15 protein-coding genes are annotated in these 14,949 nt (G+C 61.1%); all 15 read left to right on the top strand.

The genetic code is table 11. From position 1 onward, the window contains the following. Positions 1 to 121: 121 nt before the first annotated feature. From ACI7MX_RS03845 to ACI7MX_RS03775, 15 genes are read left to right on the top strand one after another with little or no spacing between them, the layout of a single operon-like run. Positions 122 to 856: a glycosyltransferase family 2 protein gene (locus ACI7MX_RS03845; RefSeq protein WP_405585047.1), complete on the top strand. Its 735-nt coding sequence runs from the start codon at positions 122 to 124 to the stop codon at positions 854 to 856. Further along, positions 853 to 1,791, top strand: coding sequence for a glycosyl transferase (locus ACI7MX_RS03840; protein WP_405585044.1), 939 nt, complete (start codon positions 853 to 855; stop codon positions 1,789 to 1,791). Before ACI7MX_RS03845 ends, ACI7MX_RS03840 begins: the two co-directional genes overlap by 4 nt. Beyond that, positions 1,772 to 3,316, top strand: coding sequence for an aromatic amino acid ammonia-lyase (locus tag ACI7MX_RS03835; RefSeq protein WP_314483738.1), 1,545 nt, complete (start codon positions 1,772 to 1,774; stop codon positions 3,314 to 3,316). Before ACI7MX_RS03840 ends, ACI7MX_RS03835 begins: the two co-directional genes overlap by 20 nt. Continuing rightward, on the top strand, positions 3,309 to 3,734 hold the full coding sequence (locus ACI7MX_RS03830) for an acyl-CoA thioesterase (protein ID WP_405585041.1): 426 nt from the start codon (positions 3,309 to 3,311) through the stop codon (positions 3,732 to 3,734). The genes ACI7MX_RS03835 and ACI7MX_RS03830 overlap by 8 nt, the downstream gene beginning before the upstream one ends. Continuing rightward, positions 3,731 to 4,465 carry an outer membrane lipoprotein carrier protein LolA gene (locus ACI7MX_RS03825; RefSeq protein WP_405585038.1) on the top strand — a complete coding sequence of 245 codons (735 nt, stop codon included), beginning with the start codon at positions 3,731 to 3,733 and terminating at the stop codon, positions 4,463 to 4,465. Before ACI7MX_RS03830 ends, ACI7MX_RS03825 begins: the two co-directional genes overlap by 4 nt. Continuing rightward, positions 4,455 to 6,770, top strand: coding sequence for an MMPL family transporter (locus ACI7MX_RS03820; protein WP_405585035.1), 2,316 nt, complete (start codon positions 4,455 to 4,457; stop codon positions 6,768 to 6,770). The genes ACI7MX_RS03825 and ACI7MX_RS03820 overlap by 11 nt, the downstream gene beginning before the upstream one ends. Beyond that, positions 6,764 to 7,927 carry a sodium:proton antiporter gene (locus tag ACI7MX_RS03815; protein WP_405585032.1) on the top strand — a complete coding sequence of 388 codons (1,164 nt, stop codon included), beginning with the start codon at positions 6,764 to 6,766 and terminating at the stop codon, positions 7,925 to 7,927. Before ACI7MX_RS03820 ends, ACI7MX_RS03815 begins: the two co-directional genes overlap by 7 nt. A 2-nt stretch (positions 7,928 to 7,929) precedes the next feature. Further along, complete coding sequence (locus ACI7MX_RS03810; RefSeq protein ID WP_405585351.1) at positions 7,930 to 9,162, top strand: NAD(P)/FAD-dependent oxidoreductase; 1,233 nt, start codon at positions 7,930 to 7,932, stop codon at positions 9,160 to 9,162. After that, positions 9,159 to 9,887 carry a class I SAM-dependent methyltransferase gene (locus ACI7MX_RS03805; RefSeq protein ID WP_314483725.1) on the top strand — a complete coding sequence of 243 codons (729 nt, stop codon included), beginning with the start codon at positions 9,159 to 9,161 and terminating at the stop codon, positions 9,885 to 9,887. The genes ACI7MX_RS03810 and ACI7MX_RS03805 overlap by 4 nt, the downstream gene beginning before the upstream one ends. Next, entirely contained in the window at positions 9,884 to 10,474 is a 591-nt protein-coding gene (locus tag ACI7MX_RS03800) for a DUF3261 domain-containing protein (RefSeq protein ID WP_405585029.1), read from the top strand. The genes ACI7MX_RS03805 and ACI7MX_RS03800 overlap by 4 nt, the downstream gene beginning before the upstream one ends. Next, a complete protein-coding gene (locus ACI7MX_RS03795) occupies positions 10,471 to 11,658 on the top strand; it encodes a beta-ketoacyl-[acyl-carrier-protein] synthase family protein (protein WP_405585026.1) in 1,188 nt (395 codons plus the stop codon). The genes ACI7MX_RS03800 and ACI7MX_RS03795 overlap by 4 nt, the downstream gene beginning before the upstream one ends. Then, the gene (locus tag ACI7MX_RS03790; RefSeq protein WP_314483719.1) at positions 11,655 to 12,122 is read left to right on the top strand and encodes a hotdog family protein; all 468 of its coding nucleotides are present in this window, start codon (positions 11,655 to 11,657) and stop codon (positions 12,120 to 12,122) included. Before ACI7MX_RS03795 ends, ACI7MX_RS03790 begins: the two co-directional genes overlap by 4 nt. Further along, on the top strand, positions 12,115 to 12,843 hold the full coding sequence (gene fabG, locus ACI7MX_RS03785) for a 3-oxoacyl-ACP reductase FabG (RefSeq protein WP_314483717.1): 729 nt from the start codon (positions 12,115 to 12,117) through the stop codon (positions 12,841 to 12,843). The genes ACI7MX_RS03790 and fabG overlap by 8 nt, the downstream gene beginning before the upstream one ends. Further along, a complete protein-coding gene (locus ACI7MX_RS03780) occupies positions 12,843 to 14,069 on the top strand; it encodes a beta-ketoacyl-ACP synthase (RefSeq protein WP_314483716.1) in 1,227 nt (408 codons plus the stop codon). The genes fabG and ACI7MX_RS03780 overlap by 1 nt, the downstream gene beginning before the upstream one ends. A 53-nt stretch (positions 14,070 to 14,122) precedes the next feature. Continuing rightward, entirely contained in the window at positions 14,123 to 14,569 is a 447-nt protein-coding gene (locus tag ACI7MX_RS03775) for an excinuclease (RefSeq protein WP_314483714.1), read from the top strand. Positions 14,570 to 14,949: the final 380 nt, after the last annotated feature.

Genomic DNA, 14,949 nt, shown 5'->3' with positions numbered 1-14,949 from the left:
AGCAATCGTAAAACGGCTTGCACGAGTTTCCTGACAAACCGAGGTGCCGAACATTACGGCGGCTACGCCCCCAAACGCAGCCTTCGGCAGCGGCTACAAGAGGTTGACATGGTGTCTTCTCATGCATAACCCTTGCGCCGTCATCCCGGTGTACAACCATGAAACGGCTGTGCCGGCCGTGGTCGATGCGCTGCTCGCCGCAGGCTTGCCTTGCGTGTTGGTGGACGACGCCAGCAGCCCCGCCTGCGCAGTGGTCCTCGCACAGTTGGCTCAGGGCGAAAACATTCACCTCATCCGTCTGGCCGTCAATCAGGGCAAGGGCGGCGCGGTCATGGCCGGGCTGCGCGAAGCCTCGCGCCTGGGCTTTACCCACGCGCTGCAAGTCGACGCCGACGGTCAACACGATTTGCGCGACGTGGCCTCCTTTATCCAGGTTTCGCGCCTCAACCCCGAGGCGCTGGTGTGCGGCTATCCGCAGTACGACGCCAGCGTGCCCAAAGGTCGTTTATATGCCCGCTACCTGACCCACGTGTGGGTGTGGATTAACAGCCTGTCATTGCAGATTCCCGACTCCATGTGCGGCTTTCGCGTGTACCCGCTTGCGCCGACGCTGGTGCTGATCAACTCGGTCAAGCTGGGCAAACGCATGGATTTCGACCCCGAAATTCTGGTGCGACTGACCTGGCGCAACCAGCCCATGCGCTGGCTGCCGACCCGTGTTCATTACCCGCAGGACGGTCTTTCGCACTTTCGTCTGGTGCATGACAACGCGCTGATCAGCAGCATGCACACCCGGCTGTTTTTCGGCATGTTGGTGCGCCTGCCCGCCATCCTCTGGAGGCGCTGGCAGGCATGAGCGAACCCCGACACCATTGGGCCGATCACAAGGAACGCGGCAGTTTGCGTCTGATGCAACTCACTGCATTCGGCGTCAAATTACTCGGCCGCCGCCTGCTCAGCCCAGTGCTGTACGGCATCGTGCTGTACTTCTTTGTTTTCGGTGGCCGTGCCCGGCGCAGCATTGGGCAGTACCAGCAGCGGCTGGCCGACTGGAGCGGGCAAAGCGCCCTGCGCCCGACCCGACGCCGGGTATTCGGCCAGTTCATGGCCTTTGCCGATGCCTTACTGGACAAGCTCGACGTGTGGAATGGCCGTCTCAAGATCGAAGACATCGACATCATCGACCCGGCCCTGCTGCGCACTCAATTACGCGCTGAGCGTGGACAAATGCTGGTGGGTGCTCATCTGGGCAATCTTGAGGTGTGCCGCGCCCTCGCCGAGCTGGGCGAAAAAGTCACTATGAACGTGCTGGTACACACCAAACACGCCGAGCAATTCAATCGCCTGCTGGGCGAAGCCGGGGCCAGCCACTTACGGCTGATTCAAGTCAGCGAGCTCAACCCCGCGGTCATGCTGCAACTCAACCAGCGCCTGGAAAACGGTGAGTGGCTGGCGATTGCCGGCGACCGCGTGCCCCTGCAAGGCGGGCGTCAGGTGCGGGTCGATTTTCTCGGCCAGCCAGCTGCTTTTCCACAAGGCCCGTGGTTGTTGGCCGGGTTACTCAAGTGCCCGGTCAATCTGTTGTTTTGTCTGAAACGCGAAGGTCGTTACCGAGTCATCCTCGAACCCTTCGCAGAGGCCGTCATGTGGCGGCGCAGCGACCGCGATCAGGTCATCACCCATTGGGCTGGCCGCTACGCCGAACGGCTCGGGCATTACTGCCTTGAAGCGCCGCAACAATGGTTTAACTTTTACCCTTTCTGGAAGACCGATGACGACGCATCCGCATGAGCCAGTAACCTTCGGCCAACCCCCGCTGCGCATTGAAGACGTGCTGGCGCTGGCCAATCGTCAAGCACCGACCCGTCTGCAAGACGACGCCGAATACCGCGAGCGCATTGCCAAGGGCGCGCGCTTTCTCGACTCGTTGCTGGATAAAGAAGGCGTGATCTACGGCGTGACCACGGGGTACGGCGACTCGTGCGTGGTGGCGGTGCCCTTGGAGCACGTCGAAGCCTTGCCGCGTCATCTGTATACGTTCCACGGCTGCGGGTTAGGCAAGTTGCTGGATGCCCAGGCCACCCGTGCGGTACTGGCTGCGCGCTTGCAGTCGCTGTGCCACGGCGTGTCGGGCGTGCGTATCGAGTTGCTGGAGCGCCTGCACGCCTTTATTGCCCACGACGTGCTGCCGTTGATTCCCGAAGAAGGCTCGGTCGGCGCCAGCGGCGACCTGACGCCGTTGTCGTACGTGGCCGCGACTTTGTCTGGCGAACGCGAGGTGTTGTTTAACGGTGAGCGCCGCAGCTCGGCAGACGTGCACCGCGAGCTGGGTTGGACGCCGCTGGTACTCAGGCCCAAGGAAGCGCTGGCGCTGATGAACGGCACCGCTGTGATGACCGGCCTCGCCTGCCTGGCGTACGCCCGCGCCGACTACCTGCTCAAACTCGCCACCCGCATCACCGCGCTCAACGTCGTGGCGCTGCAAGGCAACCCCGAGCATTTCGACGAGCGCCTGTTCGCGGCCAAGCCGCATCCGGGGCAAATGCAGGTGGCCGCCTGGCTGCGTCAGGATCTGGCCATCGACGCTCCGGCCGCTCCCCTGCATCGCCTGCAAGACCGTTACTCGTTGCGCTGCGCGCCCCACGTATTGGGTGTGTTGGCCGACAGCCTGAACTGGCTGCGCGGGTTTATCGAGATCGAACTCAACAGCGCCAACGACAACCCGATCATCGACGCCGAAGAAGAGCGCGTGCTGCATGGCGGGCACTTTTACGGGGGCCATATCGCCTTTGCGATGGACAGCCTGAAGACCTTGGTGGCCAACGTCGCGGACCTGCTGGATCGCCAACTCGCCCTGCTGGTGGACGTGCGTTACAACCACGGCCTGGCGAGTAACCTGTCGGGTGCCAGCGCCGAGCGTGCGATGCTCAACCACGGGTTTAAAGCCGTGCAAATTGGCACCAGCGCCTGGACCGCCGAGGCGCTGAAAAACACCATGCCGGCCAGCGTGTTCTCGCGCTCTACCGAGTGCCACAACCAGGACAAAGTGAGCATGGGCACCATCGCCGCCCGTGATGCGATCCGCGTGCTGGAGTTGACCGAACAAGTGGCCGCCGCGGCCTTGCTGGCCGCCAACCAAGGCGTGTGGCTGCGCAGTCGCACCGAAGACGCCCGCCCGCTGCCGCCTGCGCTGGCGCAGATGCACGCCGAACTGGCCAAAGACTTCCCGCCCGTGGTGGAAGACCGGGCGCTGGACGTTGAACTGCGTCTGTGCCTGAGCCGCATCGCCCAACAACACTGGAGGCTGCATGCGTAGTAAAGGCGTCATGCACGTTGATACCGAAGTGTTGGTGCCGTTTTTCGACATCGACACGATGCACGTGGTCTGGCACGGGCATTACGTCAAATACCTTGAAGTGGCGCGTTGCGCGCTGCTCGACCACATCGGCCATCACTACACCCACATGCTTGAAGCCGGTTATGCGTGGCCAGTGATCGACATGCAATTGCGCTATGTGCGTGGGGCCACCTTTGGCCAGCGCATCAACGTGCGCGCCAGTCTGGTGGAGTGGGAGAACCGCTTGAAGATTAATTACCTGATTACGGATGCGGTCACGGGTGAGCGTTTGACTCGTGCGGTCACGGTGCAAGTGGCGGTCGAGATTGCCAGCCGCGAGATGCAATTGGTCTCGCCTGCGTGTTTTGTTCGGGCTGTTGAACGGGTGCTGTCATGAGTGCTTTTTCCAGATCAAAAGCCCCTCACCCTAGCCCTCTCCCAGAGGGAGAGGGGACTGAGCGCGGCGCACTCAAGAACTCAACCATTCAGCCCCCTCTCCCTCTGGGAGAGGGTTGGGGTGAGGGTAAAGCCCGCACACGTCTCGCAGCCCTGTTCACCGCACTGCTGGCGTTCCCCCCCCTGGCCCACGCCTTCGACCTGCAACAGCTCAGCGAACAATTGGCCAAACCCCACGTCATCCACGGCGATTTCATTCAGGAAAAACACCTGCGTGCCTTGCCCAAACCGCTCACCAGCACCGGCACCTTTGTCCTGGCCAAAGACCACGGGCTGCTCTGGCGACTGAAAACCCCGCTGCAACAGGATTACCGCATCACTGCCCAAGGCATTGCCCGACGCAACGGCACGCAGTGGCAAATGCTCCCCGGCAAAAGTGCCGGAGCCGAACAAAACCGTTTATTCCTCGCCGTGTTACAAGGCGACAGCAGCGGCCTGCAACGGGATTTCGACCTGCAACTGCAAGGTGAACCCACCCGTTGGACGCTCACCCTGACCCCTCGGTCCTTGCTGCTCAAGCAAGTCTTCAACCAGATCAACATCGAAGGCGGCGAGCTGGTTCAACGCATCGAACTGCAAGAAACCCAAGGGGACAGCACCCTGCTCAGACTGCAAAACAGCGTCAGCAACACCCCCTTGAGCGACGCGGAGCAACACGATTTTGCGCAGTGAACGCTGGCTGCCACGGGCTTTTATCATTCTGCTGCTGGCCGTAATGGCGCTGGCCGGCTGGCAATGGCGCCACGGTGCACCGCTGTCCGCCAACTTGATGGAGCTGGTGCCGGGCGACTCGCCTGACGCACTGGAGCTCAGCGCTGAAGAGCGTATGCAAGAACCCCTGAACCGAGAAATGCTGGTGCTGGTGGGCAGCGCGGATCGCCAACAGGCCATCGCCACCGCGCAACAACTGGGCGAGCAATGGCAAGCCAGCGGCCTGTTTGAAAAGGTCCAGTGGAACCTGCAAGCCGACTTGCCCGCCCTGCGCGAACAATTGCTGCGCGGGCGTTTGGCCATGCTCTCGAGCGCCCATCGCACCCAGCTGATCGAACACCCCGACGCCTTTATCCAGCAGCGGGTGCAAGCCCTGTTCGATCCCTTCACCGGGTTCAGTCTGGTGCCGAGTCAGGACGATTGGCTGGGCCTGACCGGGCGCATTCAAAACAGCCAGCCGCAACGCGGCGCGGTGCAACTGGATGTTGGCAGCGGCGCCTTGATCGCTGAAGCGGACGGCAAACACTGGGTGCTAGTGCGCGCCCGCACTCAAGGCAATGCGTTCGATATGAAGCTGCCGCTGCGGGTTGCCGACCTGCTTGAGCAAAGCCGCGAGCAGGTGGCTCAAAATGACGTGCAGTTACTCGCCGCCAGCGGCCTGCTGTACGCCGCCAGCGGGCAGCAACAAGCCACCCGCGAAATCACCTGGGTGGGCGGCGGCGCCACCGTGGGCATTCTGCTGCTGTTGCTGCTGGCCTTTCGCCGCTGGCGCGTGCTGCTGGCCTTTGTTCCGGTACTGGTGGGCATGCTGTTTGGCGCTGTCGCCTGTGTCGCGTTGTTTGGCCGCATGCACGTCATGACGCTGGTGCTGGGCTCCAGCCTGATTGGCGTCGCGGTGGATTACCCGCTGCATTACCTGTCCAAAAGCTGGAGCCTGAAACCGTGGCGCAGTTGGCCGGCGTTGCGCCAGACCCTGCCCGGTCTGAGCCTGAGCCTGGCCACCAGTTGCATCGGCTATCTGGCGTTGGCCTTCACCCCGTTTCCGGCCCTGACCCAAATCGCCATTTTCTCCGCAGCCGGGCTGATCGGGGCTTACTTGAGCGCGGTGTGCCTGTTGCCCGCGCTGCTCAACGGTGTTCAATTGCGTCCAGCGCAATGGCCTTTGAAGGTCGCCCAACGCCTGCTTGAGGTGCGTCAGGCACTGCTGAATAAAGTCCCGACGCCTGCATTGCTGGCCCTATTGCTCATCTTTTGCGCCGCCGGTGTATGGCAACTGACCAGCAAAAATGACATCCGCCAATGGGTCGGCGCACCACCGCAGCTGATGAACGAAGCCCAAGCCATTGCGCGCATCACCGGCTATCAACCCACCAGCCAGTTCTTTCTGGTGCGCGCTGACAATGAGCAACAGTTGCTGGAGCGCCAAAGCGCCCTGAGCCAGCGCCTTGAACAGTTAATCGGCACAGGCAAGTTGCAGGGCTTTTTGGCCCTGAACCAGTTAGTCAGCCAGCCCGGCGAGCAACAACAACTGCGCGCCGCACTCAACGCGCTGCCTCAACACTGGCAGCCGCTGTTAGCCGTGGGGGTGCCTGAAAGCGCTTTGCAAAACGAGCTGACGCAATTGCTAGCCTTGCCCGATCAATCAATCGACGACGCTTTGAAAGGCCCCTTGGCCGAACCCTGGCGAGCGCTTTGGCTGGGCAAAAACCCCGAAGGCGTAGCCGCCATGGTCAGCCTGCAAGGCTTGAATGACGCCAGCCTGTTACGCGCGCAGGCGCAGGACTTGCCCGGCGTTACGCTGGTGGACCGCTTGGGCGACTTGAACAAGGTCTTTGCGGCAACGCAAATCAGCGCCGCTGAGTTGAAACTGTTGTCGTGCGCACTGATCGTGGTGCTGTTGATTGCCCCGTTCGGCTTCGGCGGTGCGTTGCGCATCGTGGCATTACCGTTGCTGGCCGCCTTGTGCAGCCTTGCCAGCCTGGGTTGGCTGGGTCAGCCACTGACATTGTTCAGCCTGTTCGGCTTGTTGCTGGTCACGGCAATCAGCGTCGATTACGCGATCTTGATGCGCGAGCAAATCGGCGGCGCAGCCGTCAGTTTGCTGGGCACCTTGCTGGCCGCGTTGACCACTTGGCTCTCGTTTGGCTTGCTGGCGGTGTCGAGTACACCCGCCGTGAGCAACTTCGGGTTGTCAGTGAGTCTGGGCCTGGCGTTCAGTTTTATCCTCGCCCCGTGGGCCGGTAAACAGGCCCACACCGCATGCTGACCGTCTTGTTCTGGCTGCTGATCATGGCCCTGTTTGCCGTGGCAACCCACGTAGGCCGGCGCGTTGGCCTGATCCCGATTGTCAGCCAGCTGTTGCTGGCGTCTATCGGTTTGCCGTTGTTGATGCTGTTCTGGATCGAGCCGCACTGGCAACTCAGCGGCGCACAACTGGTGGCACCGGTCTGGCTCAAAGGCCTGTACGGCCTGAGTTTCGCCCTGCTACTGGGCACGATTTTAAGCGACGTGATCGACCTGCGACTGGATCGTGAGAGCCTGAAAATTGCCCTGCCCAGCTTTGCCGTGCCCTTCACCTGCGGACTGGCCTGCGCGGTCTGGGTGCTGCCAGAGCAACCCTGGCTCAGCTCGCTGGCCGTCGGGCTGGTGTTTGCGATTACGGCCATCCCGGTGCTGTACCTGTACCTGCGCCATATCGATTATCCGCCGGCTGCCACCCGGCGCCTGGTGCAAAGTGCGATTGTGATCGACCTGACCTGCTGGAGCCTGTTCGGCCTGGCCCAAGGCAGTCTGGACCTCAACAGCGTGCTGCTGCCGCTGGCCGGGGCCGTGCTGCCGCTGCTGATGCGCGCCCTGCGCATTCGTCACCCGCTGTGCTACAGCCTGAGTTTTTTCGCGCTGCTGGTGGTGGCCGAACATTACCGCCTCAATGCGCTGATTTTCGGTGTCGGCTATCTGGTCTGCATGGCCTGGCTTCAGGTCCCGCTGGTGATGCCGTTAAAGGCCGAGTGGCGTGAGCGTTTGCAGACCACGCTGGCGATCCCGTTAATCCTCGCCTTCGGCATTGTGCAGATCAATGTTCACAGCGCCCTGAGCGAGATAAGCCTGCTGCAAATCGTCGCGCTGGTGGTGCTGCCGATGGCCAGCAAGTTGCTGGGCAACTGGCTCGGCTTGACCTGGGCCACACCGTCGTTTGCCGGGGCCAGCCGATGGCGTGAAAGCTTGTTACTGAACATTCGCGGGTTGAGTGAGATCGTCTTCCTCAATCTGCTGTTGCAACAACACCTGATCAGCCCTGCGTTGTACGTCGCGCTGATGCTGATGAGCCTGATAGCCACGCTGTTACCGGCGCTGGCGGGCATGAATAAACCCCCTTTGAAGTCTGCCGTAGTCCCCGGCAAGGAGCGCCTGTGTCAGGAATAGAATTGCAACGCCGTCAGGTTGTCGTCATTGGTGCCGGGCCGTCGGGCGCCATCGCCTCGGCCTTGCTCAAACGTAACGGCCACGATGTGCTGGTCATTGAGCGCCAGCACTTCCCGCGCTTTTCGATTGGCGAAAGCCTGTTGTCCCATTGCCTCGATTTCGTCGAAGAAGCCGGCATGCTGGAGGCGGTGCAGGCAGCCGGTTTCCAACTTAAAAACGGCGCGGCATTCGCATGGGGCGAGCAGTACAGCACCTTCGATTTTGGTGACACGTTCAGCCACGGCAAGCCCACCACCTTTCAAGTGCAGCGCGCCGACTTCGATAAGTTGTTGGCCGATCAGGCGGCCATGCAAGGGGTTGAAATTCGCTACGGCGAAAGCGTGATCAGCGCACAGGTCGACGGTGCCAAACCGCTGATTCAGATTCAACGTGAAGATGGCAGCCGCTATGAAATTGAAGCGGATTTCATGCTGGATGCCAGCGGTTACGGTCGCGTATTGCCGCGTTTGCTGGACCTTGAGGCGCCCTCCAATTTCCCGATGCGCCAAGCCGTATTCACCCACGTCGAAGACCGCATCGACTGCCCGAACTTTGATCGCAACAAGATCCTCGTGACCACTCACCCGACCCAACGCGACATCTGGTTCTGGAGCATCCCGTTCAGTAACGGTCGCACCTCGGTCGGTGTGGTAGCGGCGGCAGAACACTACGTCGGCCGCAGCGAATACCTCGACGACTGCCTGCGCAGTTTTATCGACGAGACCCCCAGCTTGCAGCGGGTGTTAGCCAATGCGGTGTGGGACACGCCTGCGCGCACCATTGGCGGCTACTCGGCCAACGTCAAAACTCTGCACGGCCCGGGTTTTGCCCTGCTGGGCAATGCCGCCGAGTTTCTCGACCCGGTGTTCTCCTCGGGCGTGACCATCGCTATGCGCTCGGCCAGCATGGCGGCGGGCGTGCTGCACCGCCAACTGCAAGGCGAAGCAGTGGACTGGCACACCGAGTTCGCCGAACCGCTCAAGCGCGGGGTCGATACCTTCCGCTGTTACGTTGAAGGCTGGTACGCCGGCACCTTTCAGGACGTTATTTTCCACCCGGGCAGCTCGCCGCAGATTCGCCGCATGATCAGCTCGATACTGGCCGGGTATGCCTGGGATCAAAACAATCCCTTTGTCAGCGAACCCAAGCGCCGTTTGCGCATGCTCTCGGACATCTGCGCCACGGAGACCGCATGAAACCTCTGAGCGACACCTACGTTGAAGAAACCCGTTTCGGCTTTTGGTTTTTACGTAGCCACACCTGGCAACACCACGTTCTGCGCGTGGCCATTAACGATTTGCGCAGCCTGTTCAGTCAGCCGCTGCCAAACGCGCCGGTGATTCTCGATGCGGGTTGTGGTCAGGGAAAATCGTTCCAGTACCTGCAAAAAACCTTCGCCCCGGCGCGCTTGATCGGTCTGGATGCCGACCCGCTGAGCCTGCACATGAGTCGCGAAGAGGCTCAGCGCCAAGGCATAGAGGTTGAACTGATCGGCAGCGATTGTGCTGAACTGCACGTACCGGACGCCAGCGTTGACCTCCTGTTCTGCCACCAGACCTTCCACCACCTGGTGCAACAGGACAGGGCGCTGGCCGAGTTCTATCGCGTGCTCAAGCCGGGCGGCTATTTGCTGTTTGCCGAATCCACCGAAGCCTATATCGACACCTGGGTGATTCGCTGGTTGTTCCGCCACCCCATGCACGTGCAGAAAAGCGCAGCGCAGTACCTGGAAATGATCCGCGACCAAGGCTTTGAATTTGAGGCGCAGAACGTCTCGTACCCCTACCTGTGGTGGAGCCGCTCCAAAGATTTCGGCCTGCTGGAACGCACAGGCCTGTACAAGCCTAAACCGGTCGGCCAGCGCGAAGAAACGCTGGTCAACGTCGTGGCGCGCAAACCTTTAAATGGCCTACCGCAATGATGAATACAACGCCTGTAGCCGCTGCCGCAGGCTGCGATGGCGTGCGCAGCAGGCCTGTTGTTCTGAAGGCCCTGCGGGCCTTATCGCAGCCTGGCGGCAGCGGCTACCGATTTCGTGCTGTGTTAGGGCTCTTTATAGTTGCCTTGCTCAGCGGCTGCGCCAGCCTGCCCTTGCCCAAGCACACGCCCACACTGGCGCTACCGATGCAATTGCATATCCAGCGCGAACAGGCGGACGAGCGCCAGGACTGGTTACTGGTGATTCAACAACAAGACGCCGGGCTGCGCTGGTCGTTGATGGACCCGCTGGGCATCCCGCTGGCGCGCCAAGTACTGCAAGACGGTCGCTGGCACGCCGACGGCCTGTTACCGCCCAACCCTGAAGCGCGCGAGTTATTTGCCGCGTTGTTGTTTGCGCTGACGCCGCAGGAACAGCTAAAGGCCAATTATCCACAGGCCAACGCCGAAGCAGACCTGCGCTTTCTGGCGCAGCGCTGGCAGGTGCAGTACCAGCAGCCGTCGGTCTTTCGCATTGATATGAAGGGCGACCTGCACTATCGCGTCAGCCCTCTGGAGGTGACGCCATGACCGCCTATCTGAATAGCCTGGGGGTCGTGTGCTCACTCGGACGTGGCCCAGACGAAGTGGCGCGCAGACTGTTTGCCGGCGACTGCTCGGGCATGCGGCGCGAAAGCGGTTGGGTGCCCGACCGCTCGCTCACCGTCGGCGCCGTCCAAGGCGATCTGGCGGCAATCCCGACTGAACTCCATCAACAAAAAAGCCGCAATAATCAGTTACTGCTCGAAGCCGCCTTGCAGATACGCGGCGACATCGACCACGCCATTGAGCGCTACGGCCGTGCACGTATCGCCGTTGTCCTGGGCACCAGCACCTCGGGCATTGATGAAGCCAGCCGCGGTATTGCTCATTACTTGCAGGCCCAGCAGTTTCCGGCCGACTACGATTATCAACAGCAAGAACTCAGCGCTCCGGCCACCTTTCTCGCGGACTGGCTTAACATTGGCGGCCCCGCCTATGTGATTTCCACCGCCTGCACCTCCAGCGCCCGCGCACTGATGAGTGCTCAACGCCTGCTCGACCTGAACCTGTGCGACGCGGTGCTGTGCGGCGGCGTGGACAGCTTGTGCGGGCTGACACTCAACGGGTTTAGCGCACTGGATGCGGTGAGCGATGAACGCTGCAAACCGTTTTCGGTTAACCGCCAGGGCATCAATATCGGCGAAGCGGCGGCGTTGTTCATCATGAGCAAACACCCGGCGGGCACTCAGACCATCGCCCTGCTCGGGGCAGGTGCCAGCAGCGATGCCCACCACATTTCCGCCCCTGAACCCAGCGGACGCGGCGCGGCTCAAGCCATGCACAAAGCCTTGAAACGGGCCGGTTTACAGCCCGCAAACATCGGTTACCTGAACCTGCACGGCACCGCCACCCAGCACAACGATGCGATGGAAAGCCACGCGGTCGCGCAGGTATTCCCTCTGGGCGTACCGTGCTCATCGACCAAGCCCATGACCGGCCACACCCTAGGTGCGGCCGGTGCTCTGGAAGCGGCGTTTTGCTGGCTGAGCCTGACCCATGGCAATGCACTGGCACCGCACCTGTGGGATGGCCAGCCCGACCCGGCCTTACCTGCGTTGCAGTGGGTCATACCCGGCCAAACCCTCGCCGCCACGCCCCAACGCTGCCTGATGAGCAACTCGTTTGCCTTCGGCGGCAATAACGTCAGCCTGATTATTGGAGACGCTCCATGACGGATTGGCCGCTCGCCGAACTGCTGCCCCACGCTGGCGACATGATCCTTATCGATCAAGTGCTGGCGTTTGATGAAGAACAGATTGAAACCCGCCTCACTGTGCAAAACGGTGGTCTTTTCAACCGCGAAGACGGCAGCCTGCCCGCTTGGGTGGGCGTCGAACTGATGGCCCAAAGTGTTGCCGCCTTTGCGGGTTGCCATGCTCGCGCGCAAGGCAATGAAGTGGTACTGGGGTTTTTGCTCGGGACCCGCAAATTTGAATGCAACGTCGAACACTTCCCACTGGGTGCAGAGTTGCGTATCCATGCGCAGCGCTCGCTCGAAGACGACAACGGCATGGGCGTGTTCGAGTGTCACCTTACCGGCCCCGGCATCCATGCCAGCGCCCGCCTGAACGTGTTCCGCCCGCCTCAGCCCGCACAGTACCTGACTCAAACAACCGAGGAGACCCGCCATGACTGAGTCCATTTTGGTCACAGGCTCCAGCCGTGGCATTGGCCGCGCTATCGCTTTGCGCCTGGCACAGGCCGGTTTTGATCTGGTGCTGCATTGCCGCAGTGGCCGCCGCGAAGCCGACGCGGTCATGGCCGAGGTTCACGCCTTGGGTCGCAATGCCCGTGTCTTGCAGTTCGATGTGTCGCAGCGCGACGAATGCAAAGCCATTCTTGAGGCCGACGTAGAACAGCACGGCGCTTATTACGGCGTGGTGCTCAATGCCGGACTGACCCGCGACGGCGCCTTCCCGGCGCTGAGCGAAGACGACTGGGACGTGGTGATGCGCACCAACCTCGACGGTTTTTACAACGTGCTGCACCCGGTGATGATGCCGATGATTCGGCGTCGCGCCGCCGGGCGCATCGTGTGCATCACCTCGGTCTCGGGATTGATCGGTAATCGCGGCCAGGTGAATTACAGCGCGTCCAAAGCGGGCTTGATCGGCGCAGCGAAAGCCTTGGCCATCGAACTGGGCAAACGCAAAATCACCGTCAACTGCGTCGCGCCGGGGTTGATCGACACCGCGATGCTCGACGAAAACGTCCCCATAGACGACCTGATGAAAATGATCCCGGCCCAACGCATGGGCACCCCTGAAGAAGTCGCCGGGGCCGTTAACTTTTTAATGTCTGCAGAAGCGGGCTACATCACCCGCCAAGTACTGGCCGTCAATGGAGGGCTGTGTTGATGAAGCGCGTTGTCGTCACCGGCATGGCCGGCATTACCTCGCTGGGCAGTGACTGGGCCAGCATCGAAGCGCACTGTGTGGCAGGGCGCAGCGGCATCCGGCGCATGGACGAGTGGGATCGCTTCACTGAACTCAACACGCGACTGGCCGGCCCGATTGATGATTTCGTCGTGCCCAAACACTGGACCCGCAAGCAACTGCGCAGCATGGGCCGGGTGTCGAGGCTGGCCGTGGGCGCCGCCGAGCAAGCCTTGCAGGATGCCGGCTTGCTCGGCAACCCGATCATCCGCGATGGCCGCATGGGCGTGGCCTGCGGTTCGTCCACGGGCAGCACCGACGAAATCAAAGCCTTTGGCAATATGCTGCTTAACTCGGTGGCCGATGGCCTTAACGCCAACAGTTACGTGCGCATGATGCCGCACACCACCGCCGCCAATATCAGCATCTTTTTTGGCCTGACCGGGCGATTGATCCCCACCTCCAGCGCTTGCACCAGCGGCAGCCAGGGCATTGGTTACGCGTACGAGGCTATCAAATTCGGGCGTTTACCCCTGATGCTGGCCGGCGGTGCGGAAGAACTGTGCCCCACCGAAGCGATGGTGTTTGACGCGCTCTACGCCACCAGCCTTAAAAACGACGCTCCGCACACCAGCCCACGCCCCTATGACCTGGGCCGTGACGGTCTGGTGATTGGTGAAGGCGGCGGCATGTTAGTGCTTGAAGAACTGGAACATGCACGGGCACGGGGTGCGCACATCCACGCCGAAATCGTCGGCTTTGGCAGCAACGCCGACGGCCAGCACACCACCCGCCCCGAGGTCAGCACCATGCGCCGGGCCATGGAGCTGGCGCTGGAAGACGCGGGCATTGGCCCGCAGGCCATCGGCTATGTAAACGGCCACGGTACGGCGACCGAACAAGGCGACATTGCCGAGACACTGGCCACCAGTGAGCTGTTTGGCAAAGACATGCCCATCAGTTCCCAGAAGAGCTTTCTGGGCCACACCCTTGGTGCATGTGGTGCGCTGGAATCGTGGTTCAGCATCGAAATGATGAACCGCGACCGTTATGTGCACACGCTCAACCTCGACGAAATCGACCCGCGCTGTGGCGAACTGGACTACTTGCGCGGCGAGTTCAGAGTGATGCACAACGATTACGTGATGAACAACAACTTTGCCTTTGGCGGGGTCAACACGTCGTTGATCTTCCGTCGCTGGTCGTGATTGACCGAATACCCCCAACAACGCTGTTCCTCCCCAACGTCAAGGAGACACCCATGCAACTCAAGACTCTGGCAACGGCCACCGCATTGCTACTGGGCACCCTGCCCGCCATTAGCCAGGCGCGCGACACAACGCTATTTTTGCCCTTTGATCAGGTTGTGACCGAAGCCATCAGCACCGGCAAGATCGATGGCAGCGTCAAATTTTATTTGGCGGGCAACACGCCAGCGGGCAAAGCCAGCGTCGTCACACCGGGGGTGGTGACCAACAAAAAAACCAATGCCTTTAACAAAACCGATTATCAAGCCTGCTCTTGGGCGTTGCAGTCAGCGTTGATCACACTGCATCAAGCGGCGAAAAACGTCGGTGCAAATGCTGTCACTGACATCGCCAGTTACTACAAAAAGAATGAACGCAAAGATCCGAAAACCTACGAATGCCATGCAGGCGCTGTGATTGCCGGGGTGGCACTGAAAGGGAACCTGGCGAAGGTGAATTGAGCAAAACCTGTTACCTCAGAAACGACAAAGGCGCCTTTCGGCGCCTCATTCACAGGTGAAAGTGTCTGTGGATAAGTTGATGACCGGGGGATCCGCACGACCCTCACCCTAGCCCTCTCCCAAAGGGAGAGGGGACTTGATCGGAGGCGCTGCGCAAATCCGCTTATGCTTTAAATGTCATGCTTATCACTTGGTAACAATGCCTGAGGGCGCGCTCCCTTTCCTTTGCAGGACGATTCCTAGAGAATCCTTTGGCCTTGCGCCTGCCTCTTTCGATCACTAGCCTTCGATGCGTCATCCCCCATGGTTGACCGGACGTGCAAGTTCGATCGATATAGTGCAGCAACGTCAGCCCGCCTTATGGCGGCTGTGCGGGGGAG

Origin of the sequence: Pseudomonas sp. 2024-210, from assembly GCF_045062345.1 — a bacterium.
GTDB lineage: Bacteria > Pseudomonadota > Gammaproteobacteria > Pseudomonadales > Pseudomonadaceae > Aquipseudomonas.
This window is presented reverse-complemented; position numbering and strand designations above follow the sequence as displayed.

Excerpts from the sequence above, each read along its gene's own strand:
- ACI7MX_RS03845 (WP_405585047.1), top strand. The coding sequence starts at position 122 with ATGCATAACCCTTGCGCCGTCATCCCGGTGTACAACCATGAAACGGCT.
- ACI7MX_RS03840 (WP_405585044.1), top strand. The coding sequence starts at position 853 with ATGAGCGAACCCCGACACCATTGGGCCGATCACAAGGAACGCGGCAGT.
- ACI7MX_RS03835 (WP_314483738.1), top strand. The coding sequence starts at position 1,772 with ATGACGACGCATCCGCATGAGCCAGTAACCTTCGGCCAACCCCCGCTG.
- ACI7MX_RS03830 (WP_405585041.1), top strand. The coding sequence starts at position 3,309 with ATGCGTAGTAAAGGCGTCATGCACGTTGATACCGAAGTGTTGGTGCCG.
- ACI7MX_RS03825 (WP_405585038.1), top strand. The coding sequence starts at position 3,731 with ATGAGTGCTTTTTCCAGATCAAAAGCCCCTCACCCTAGCCCTCTCCCA.
- ACI7MX_RS03815 (WP_405585032.1), top strand. The coding sequence starts at position 6,764 with ATGCTGACCGTCTTGTTCTGGCTGCTGATCATGGCCCTGTTTGCCGTG.
- ACI7MX_RS03805 (WP_314483725.1), top strand. The coding sequence starts at position 9,159 with ATGAAACCTCTGAGCGACACCTACGTTGAAGAAACCCGTTTCGGCTTT.
- ACI7MX_RS03800 (WP_405585029.1), top strand. The coding sequence starts at position 9,884 with ATGATGAATACAACGCCTGTAGCCGCTGCCGCAGGCTGCGATGGCGTG.
- ACI7MX_RS03795 (WP_405585026.1), top strand. The coding sequence starts at position 10,471 with ATGACCGCCTATCTGAATAGCCTGGGGGTCGTGTGCTCACTCGGACGT.
- ACI7MX_RS03790 (WP_314483719.1), top strand. The coding sequence starts at position 11,655 with ATGACGGATTGGCCGCTCGCCGAACTGCTGCCCCACGCTGGCGACATG.
- fabG (WP_314483717.1), top strand. The coding sequence starts at position 12,115 with ATGACTGAGTCCATTTTGGTCACAGGCTCCAGCCGTGGCATTGGCCGC.
- ACI7MX_RS03780 (WP_314483716.1), top strand. The coding sequence starts at position 12,843 with ATGAAGCGCGTTGTCGTCACCGGCATGGCCGGCATTACCTCGCTGGGC.
- ACI7MX_RS03775 (WP_314483714.1), top strand. The coding sequence starts at position 14,123 with ATGCAACTCAAGACTCTGGCAACGGCCACCGCATTGCTACTGGGCACC.